Genomic DNA, 6,794 nt, shown 5'->3' on the forward strand with positions numbered 1-6,794 from the left:
CTCTTGAACGCTGTCTGCCGAATGTTTGATCGGCAACCAATCAATATCCAGGCTGCAATCGTAATATCTTCAATTCTGAAGTTACGATGGAACCGCATGGCAGCGGTGGAGTTTTTATGGAGGGCGGAATTCAGTTATCACTAGGAGATGGCCATGAGACTTTATCTTACGAGCGCGGCGACCGCCGTCGTCCTGATGGGCGGGATTGGTGCGGCGCTGGCGGAAAACGTCGTCGTCGTCCAGCCGGAGCAGGAGACAGTCGTTCGCGAATACATCAAGAGAGAACCGCTTGCCTCGGTGAACCTTCTGGGCGTCGAGCTCAAGCTCGGCTCGTCGGTGCCGGATACGGTCGAACTGCGTGAGGTGCCCGACGTCAAATACCGCGTCGCGGTGATCAACGACCAGACGGTCCTCGTCGATCCGGAGACCCGCCAGATTGTTGAAGTGCTGCACTAGGGACCCGCAGTACTGGACCTTGGGAAAACCCCGCCCCGAACGTCGCGTCGGGGCGGGTTTCCTTTGCCGCGACCCGCGATGGCCTATTCGGCGGCCAGTCTATCCTGCGTCTTGGTCTCGAAATCGCTGGCGTCGTGGCGTTCATGCAGTTGCATGGCAGGCTCACCGAAAGCTCGGTTGACCATGCGGCCGCGCTTGACCGCCGGGCGGGCGTCGATGGCCTTCGCCCAACGCTGCACATGCTTGTACTCGTGCACCGACAGGAACTCGCCGGAATCATTGTACATGCGGCCGAGTGCCAGCCCGCCATACCAGGGCCACACCGCCATGTCGGCGATGGAATAGTCCTTGCCGCCGAGATATTCAGTCTCGGCCAACCGGCGGTCGAGCACGTCCATCTGACGCTTCACCTCCATCGAGAAGCGATCGATGGCATATTCGAACTTTTCCGGCGCATAGGCATAAAAGTGGCCGAAGCCGCCGCCCAGATACGGCGCCGAGCCCATCTGCCAGAACAGCCAGGACAGCACCTCGGCGCGGGCCGGCTGTTCGGTCGGAAGGAATTCGCCGAACTTTTCGGCGAGATAGACCAGGATCGAGCCGGATTCGAAGATGCGCACCGGTGTGGTGCCACTGTGGTCCATCAGGGCCGGAATCTTGGAGTTTGGATTGACCTCGACGAAGCCGCTGCCGAACTGGTCGCCATCGTTGATCCGGATCAGCCAGGCATCGTATTCGGCACCCTTGTGGCCGCGCGCCAGAAGCTCTTCCAGCATGACGGTGACCTTGACGCCGTTCGGCGTCGCCAGCGAATAGAGCTGCAACGGATGCTTGCCGACAGGCAGTTCCTTGTCATGCGTCGGCCCGGCGATCGGCCGGTTGATGCTGGCAAAGGCTCCGCCGCTCGGCTTGTTCCAGGTCCATACTTTCGGCGGTGTGTAGTCGGTCATTTCGTGGCCTCGTGTCGGGGAAGGATGGCAGGTCGCCATAAACTAGGGCTGCGGATGTGTAAGTTCAACTTGCGTTGAACTATTATCGATGCCCGCAGTGCCAACATCGGCAATTGGGCTCTTCCTTACCCTTGCGCCTTCTCCTGCGTGGCATACGTATAGAAGATGTCGCCAAAGCCCACCCAGGACAAAAGCATGACCATCAATCCTAATCCGCGCTCGGTCGTTGCCGTGCGGGCCACTGTTCCCGAAGATGCCTTTACGGCCGGGGCGCTCGGCACGCTCAGGGAAGGCAGCGGCGTCGTCATTCGCAATGACGGGCTGGTGCTGACCATCGGCTATCTCATCACCGAAGCGGAAGAGGTCTGGCTGACCAGCCATGACGGCCGCGTCATCCCCGCGCACGCGCTGGCCTATGACCAGGAATCGGGCTTCGGCCTGGTGCAGGCGCTGGCGCCGCTCGGCCTGCCGGCGGTGGCGCTGGGCGATGCCGGCAAGGCCAGGATCGGCGACGCCGTGGTGCTGGCCGACGGCATCGGCCAGTCGGTGCAGGCCAGGATCGTCACCAAGCAGGAATTCGCTGGCTATTGGGAGTATCTGCTCGACGAGGCGATCTTCATTGCGCCGGCGCACCCGTCCTGGGGCGGTGCCGGGCTGTTCGGCGCCGATGGCTCGCTGCTCGGCATCGGTTCGCTGCGCCTGCAGATGAGCCGCAATGGCGAGGTCGCCGATATCAACATGGTGGTGCCGATCGATCTGTTGCCGCCCATACTCGACGATCTCCTGACGCGCGGCCAGGTGGCCAAGCCGCCGCGTCCATGGCTCGGCGCCCTGTCGGCCGAAAGCGATGGCAGAGTGGTGGTGATGAGCGTGACCGAAGGCGGTCCGGCGGCCAAGGCTGGCCTGCGCCAGGGCGACATCATCTCGGACATCCGCGACGGCGCGGTCGATGGACTCGCCGATTTCTATCGCAAGCTGTGGGAGAGCGGCTCGGCCGGTGCCGAGATTCCGATGCGGGTGCTGCGCGACGGCCGCGAAACCTGGCTGCGCGTCAAGTCCGCCGACCGCGGCAGTTTTCTGAAGAAGCCGCAGCTGCAATAGCGCGTCAGCCACACGATGCATCCAAGACTGCTCAAAACCTTCCTTGCGGTGGCGCGGAGCCGCAACATCACACGCGCCGCAGAAGTGGTCCACCTCGCGCAATCGAGCGTCAGCGACCAGATCCTGGCGCTCGAGGCCGAGCTTGGCGCTGCCCTGTTCACGCGCGCGAAGTCCGGTCTCGAGCTGACGCCGGCAGGCCTAGCGCTGAAGCCGATCGCCGAGGATTTGTTGCGGCTCGACGGCGAGGCGCGCGCGGCCGTGCAGGCAGCGGCAGGTTCGACAAGCGGGCACCTGACCATCGGCGCGCTGGAGACGATCGCGTCGGCCAGGCTGGCGCCTTGGCTGCCCGGGTTCCAGGCCGGCCATTCCGACATCACCGTGCGGATGAAGGTGGCGGGCAGCGGCGCGCTGCTGCGCCAATTGGAGGATGGCGACATCGATGTCGCGTTCTGCTTCGACCGCCGTGATTTCGCGAAGGGCGCGTCGGATAAACACTTCGCCAGGCGCACGATAGCAGCCGAACCGCTGGTGCTGGTCGCGGCTCCGGGGCAGGGCAGCACCGGGCATGACCTGGCTGCCCTTGGCACGCTCTCCTTCGTGGCAACGGAGCCCGGATGTATCTACCGACACATGTTCGACACGGCCTTTGCCGAGGCGGGCGCTGCCGCACCCAGACTTGCCAACGAGGTCGGCAGTATCGGCGCCATTGCGCGGCTGGTGGCGGCCGGCGCGGGGCTCGCCCTCGTTCCACGCCTGGCCGTCACGGATGCGCTGGCACGCGGCGACATTGTCGAAATGCGATGGCCCGGCCAGATGCGGACAGCGCCGCTGGTGATGATCTGGCGCCGCCGGCGCGTCCAGCTGCCGGCGCTTAAGCAATTGCTCACTGCCGCGCGCGACACGCTGGTGCCGGCCCTGCAGCCCGCCAAGGCTGGTTCAGGACTTGAATCGTCGAACCGCTCCAAGGCCTTGTTTGCAAACAACTCCTGACGGAAGCAGCGGCGGTTCAGATCAGGCGGTGGCCGCCCTCGACATGCAGCGTCGTTCCCGTGGTAAAGCCATTGCCGATCAGGAAGGCAATGGCGTCGGCGATATCATCGGGTTGGCCAATCCGCCCGACCGGCAGCTGCTTGGCCATCGCGGCCAACGTCTCGTCCTTCCTGTCGCCGGCCACTTGCGCCCAGATCGTGGTGTCGACCCAGCCGGGCGACACGGCATTGACGCGGATCGGCGCCAACTCGACCGCCAGCGCCCGCACGAGGCCTTCGAGCGCTGCGTTGACAGCAGCAACGACGGAGCCGCGTGCGGCTGGGCGATAGGCGGCGATACCGGAGACGAAGGTCATGGAGCCGGATGCTGCCAGCCGCGGCGCACCGTGCTTGGCGAGCAGCAGCGGGCCATACAGCTTGCTCTCCACCACCCTTTGCGCCGCCTTCAGGTCAAGCTCCGGCAGCAGCCGGTAGGCGCCTTCGATGTCGGCTGCGGTGCTGACGATGTGGTCGAGTCCGCCAATCGCTGCGAACAGCGCCGAGACCTGGTCTTCGCGCGCGATGTCGACGACGGCCGTCTCCAGCCCGGCGGGATTGCCGAGCGCCTCGCGCGCCTGCCGCAGCCGGTCTTGGCCGCGCCCGGCGATGACAACCGCCGCACCGGCCTCCACGCAGTGCCGGGCCAGCGCCAGACCCATGCCGGAGCCGCCGCCGACGATCAGGATTTTCTGTTTCGAAATGCTCATTTCGCTCTGCCTTTGCTTGAATGGACAAGGGCAGGAATTGGCAGTTCGGCGCGACAGAAGGAAACGGAAGAAACCGATAGTGCCATCGGAAAGGCCGATGGAGCAGGGCGGACGAGCGCCGTCTCTGGCTCAGCGCACCAGCGGACTTTCCCAGACGACAAACAGCAGAGCTTTCAGCTGGGCAAAGCGCTCCTGCCCAAGTTCGGTGCGCCATTCCTCCTCGATGTCGTGCAGGATATCGACCATTTTCCAGAACGCGGCATGACCGCGTTCGGTGGACCGCACCACGCGCGCACCGCCATCGCCGGGAATGTCGGAGCGGACGAGGTAGCCGTACCCTTCGAGACTGCTGAGCAGCTGGTTGATGGCCTGTTTGCTCATGCCGGCACGCTCGGCGATGGTCCCGGGCCGCGCGCCGTCCGGTCCGGGAAACTGCAACACCGCCATATGCGGCAGGCGCAATTCGTCGAAACCGGCGGCGTTGAGCTCCTTGATCAGCCGCCGCTGGATCGCTTGTGCCGGCACGCGCAGCAGGGCGCCGATCAGCAGGTTCTCGGTCTTGGTCTGTAGAACTTCCGTTGAGGTGGGCATTGACGATCCGGTAAATTGAGTTTACTGATAGCGAGTAAATGTAATTTACCGGAGGGGTTTGCGCAATGTCGGTCATGAATCTTCAGGTCAATCCAGCCAATGAGACCATCGGCGACAAGGGGCTGTCGATTCGCTTCCTGGTGACGGGCGACAGTTCGAACGGCAGCATCGCCGCCTTTGAGTTGAGGGTTGCCAGCGGACTGCGCCTGCTGGCGCCGGCGCACAGCCATGATCACTACGAAGAGACGATCTACGGCATTGAAGGGGTGCTGACCTGGACCGTCGACGGCAAGCCGATCGAGGTCGGACCGGGAGAAGCGCTGTGCATCCCGCGCGGCGCAGTCCGAGCACGAGCATGGCAGGTATTCCGGGACTTTCTACAGTGGGGCGGGAAGAAAAATGTCCGGACCGACGGGCGTGAAGGAACGCCGTGCGCGCCTGCCAAGTTTGCTGCCGGAAACTGACGCAATTCATGCCACGATGCTGGCCAATGACGATGGGCATGATGCCGGAGGCAGGACGACAGTGAGAGCGATGACGCGAGCGGCAACAGCATCGAACGGACAGGCCGACTGATGGCGCCGATCAAGGTCGATCCCGACAAGGTTCATGAATTTGCGGATCCTGCCGGCTTCTACGCCTGGCTGAGCAAGCACCACGCCACGGAAACCGAAGTCTGGATCAAGATGCACAAGGTGGGGTCCGGATTGAAATCGATCACCCCCAAGCAAGCCATCGACGTGGTGCTGTGCTTCGGCTGGATCGATGCGGTGCGCAAAGGGTTGGACGACAAGAGCTTCCTGCAGCGCTACACGCCGCGCGGCAGGAAGAGCATCTGGAGCCTGATCAACATCGACAATGTGGCGCGGCTGGTCGAGGAGGGCCGCATGACCGAGCATGGGCTCAAACAGGTCGAGACGGCCAAGGCCGACGGGCGCTGGGCGCGCGCCTATGGCAGCGGCAAGGAGATGAAAATTCCCGATGATTTGCAAGCGGCCATAGACGCCGAACCCGCTGCGAAGGCGATGCTTGAAAAACTCAACGCGCAAAACCGCTTCGCGCTCGCCTTCCGCATTCACAACATGAAGACCGAGGCCGGGCGCAAGAGGAAGATCGAAGCGTTTGTGGCAATGCTGAAGCGCGGTGAGACGATCCATCCGCAAGGCAGGAAGTGAGGGTTTGGCGCGAATTCGTCTTCGGCGCCGCAAGCCTGTCCTCACGGGATCCCTCGTTGCGCGAAGCGCTTCAGGATTTGAATCGCGAAATTGTTCCAACTGCTTGTTTTCGCGCAATTCGGGGTCGGCGTGGCGCGGCCGCTTCAGCAACGACATCGCCGGTGGACGGAGGAGGGCACGGCGGCTACCCTTCGAAAGCCGCGACGATCGAGCGGCGGACCGGTCGCTGGGAGTCGTTGCCGTTGAGAAGAGTTGCTTCGTGGACGATGGCGCTGGGTCTCATTGTCATCGTCGCGTGTGTGGGAGCCGGGGTCACGCTTGCCCAGACTTCGCCCGATCAGACTTCTCCCGACCTGGCTTCCCCCTCGGCCTCGCCGGCAAAAGAGATCTCGGTCGGGATAAAACAGGCGCCGCCTTTTGCGTTCAAGCTGCAGGACGGCAGCTGGTCGGGATTGAGCATCGACCTCTGGCAGAAAATGGCCGGGCGGCTCAACCTGCGCTTCCACTATGTCGAAGTGCCTGCCGTGCAGGACCAGATCGATGGCGTCGTCAGCGGCAGATTCGATGCGGCGATGGCCGCGATCACGGTCACGGCCGACCGCGAAAAGGCCGTCGACTTCACGCAGCCCTTCTTCACGACCGGGCTCGGCATCGCGACGCCGCTCAACAACCAGCCGTCATGGCGGCCGGTGCTGCATGCCCTGACGTCGTTCGGCTTCCTGCAGGCGGTTCTGGCGCTGGTCATCATATCGGGGGTGGTCGGCGTCCTCATCTGGATGTTCGAAC

The 6,794-nt window shown here is 63.7% G+C and carries 9 protein-coding genes; 6 read left to right on the forward strand and 3 right to left on the reverse strand.

From position 1 onward, the window contains the following. The first annotated feature begins 153 nt into the window (after positions 1-153). The gene (locus tag EN991_RS17670; protein ID WP_013530629.1) at positions 154-456 is read left to right on the forward strand and encodes a DUF1236 domain-containing protein; all 303 of its coding nucleotides are present in this window, start codon (positions 154-156) and stop codon (positions 454-456) included. A gap of 83 nt (positions 457-539) precedes the next feature. Here the strand turns inward: EN991_RS17670 and yghU are convergent, their stop codons facing one another. Next, the gene (gene yghU / locus EN991_RS17675; RefSeq protein WP_013530630.1) at positions 540-1,406 is read right to left on the reverse strand and encodes a glutathione-dependent disulfide-bond oxidoreductase; all 867 of its coding nucleotides are present in this window, start codon (positions 1,404-1,406) and stop codon (positions 540-542) included. Between the two features lie 195 nt (positions 1,407-1,601). Between yghU and EN991_RS17680 the strand changes: the two genes are divergently transcribed. Continuing rightward, on the forward strand, positions 1,602-2,507 hold the full coding sequence (locus tag EN991_RS17680) for a S1C family serine protease (protein WP_013530631.1): 906 nt from the start codon (positions 1,602-1,604) through the stop codon (positions 2,505-2,507). A gap of 15 nt (positions 2,508-2,522) precedes the next feature. Beyond that, complete coding sequence (locus tag EN991_RS17685) at positions 2,523-3,497, forward strand: LysR family transcriptional regulator (RefSeq protein WP_127369221.1); 975 nt, start codon at positions 2,523-2,525, stop codon at positions 3,495-3,497. A gap of 16 nt (positions 3,498-3,513) precedes the next feature. Here EN991_RS17685 and EN991_RS17690 read toward each other — a convergent pair whose 3' ends face one another. Both EN991_RS17690 and EN991_RS17695 read right to left on the reverse strand, forming a co-directional pair. Continuing rightward, complete coding sequence (locus tag EN991_RS17690; RefSeq protein ID WP_127369222.1) at positions 3,514-4,242, reverse strand: SDR family oxidoreductase; 729 nt, start codon at positions 4,240-4,242, stop codon at positions 3,514-3,516. A gap of 129 nt (positions 4,243-4,371) precedes the next feature. After that, positions 4,372-4,833, reverse strand: coding sequence for a MarR family winged helix-turn-helix transcriptional regulator (locus tag EN991_RS17695; RefSeq protein WP_063172635.1), 462 nt, complete (start codon positions 4,831-4,833; stop codon positions 4,372-4,374). A gap of 65 nt (positions 4,834-4,898) precedes the next feature. Here EN991_RS17695 and EN991_RS17700 point away from each other — a divergent pair, with 65 nt between their 5' ends. From EN991_RS17700 to EN991_RS17710, 3 genes are all read left to right on the forward strand, one after another. Continuing rightward, positions 4,899-5,297: a cupin domain-containing protein gene (locus tag EN991_RS17700; RefSeq protein WP_164753815.1), complete on the forward strand. Its 399-nt coding sequence runs from the start codon at positions 4,899-4,901 to the stop codon at positions 5,295-5,297. A 111-nt stretch (positions 5,298-5,408) separates the two neighbouring features. Beyond that, positions 5,409-6,008: a YdeI/OmpD-associated family protein gene (locus EN991_RS17705; RefSeq protein WP_127369223.1), complete on the forward strand. Its 600-nt coding sequence runs from the start codon at positions 5,409-5,411 to the stop codon at positions 6,006-6,008. A 242-nt stretch (positions 6,009-6,250) separates the two neighbouring features. Further along, positions 6,251-6,794: transporter substrate-binding domain-containing protein (locus EN991_RS17710; RefSeq protein WP_245460993.1), on the forward strand; the 544-nt coding region annotated here is incomplete at its 3' end.

Origin of the sequence: Mesorhizobium sp. M7A.F.Ca.US.005.03.2.1 (assembly GCF_003997795.1) — a bacterium.
In the GTDB taxonomy this organism is placed as follows: domain Bacteria; phylum Pseudomonadota; class Alphaproteobacteria; order Rhizobiales; family Rhizobiaceae; genus Mesorhizobium; species Mesorhizobium ciceri.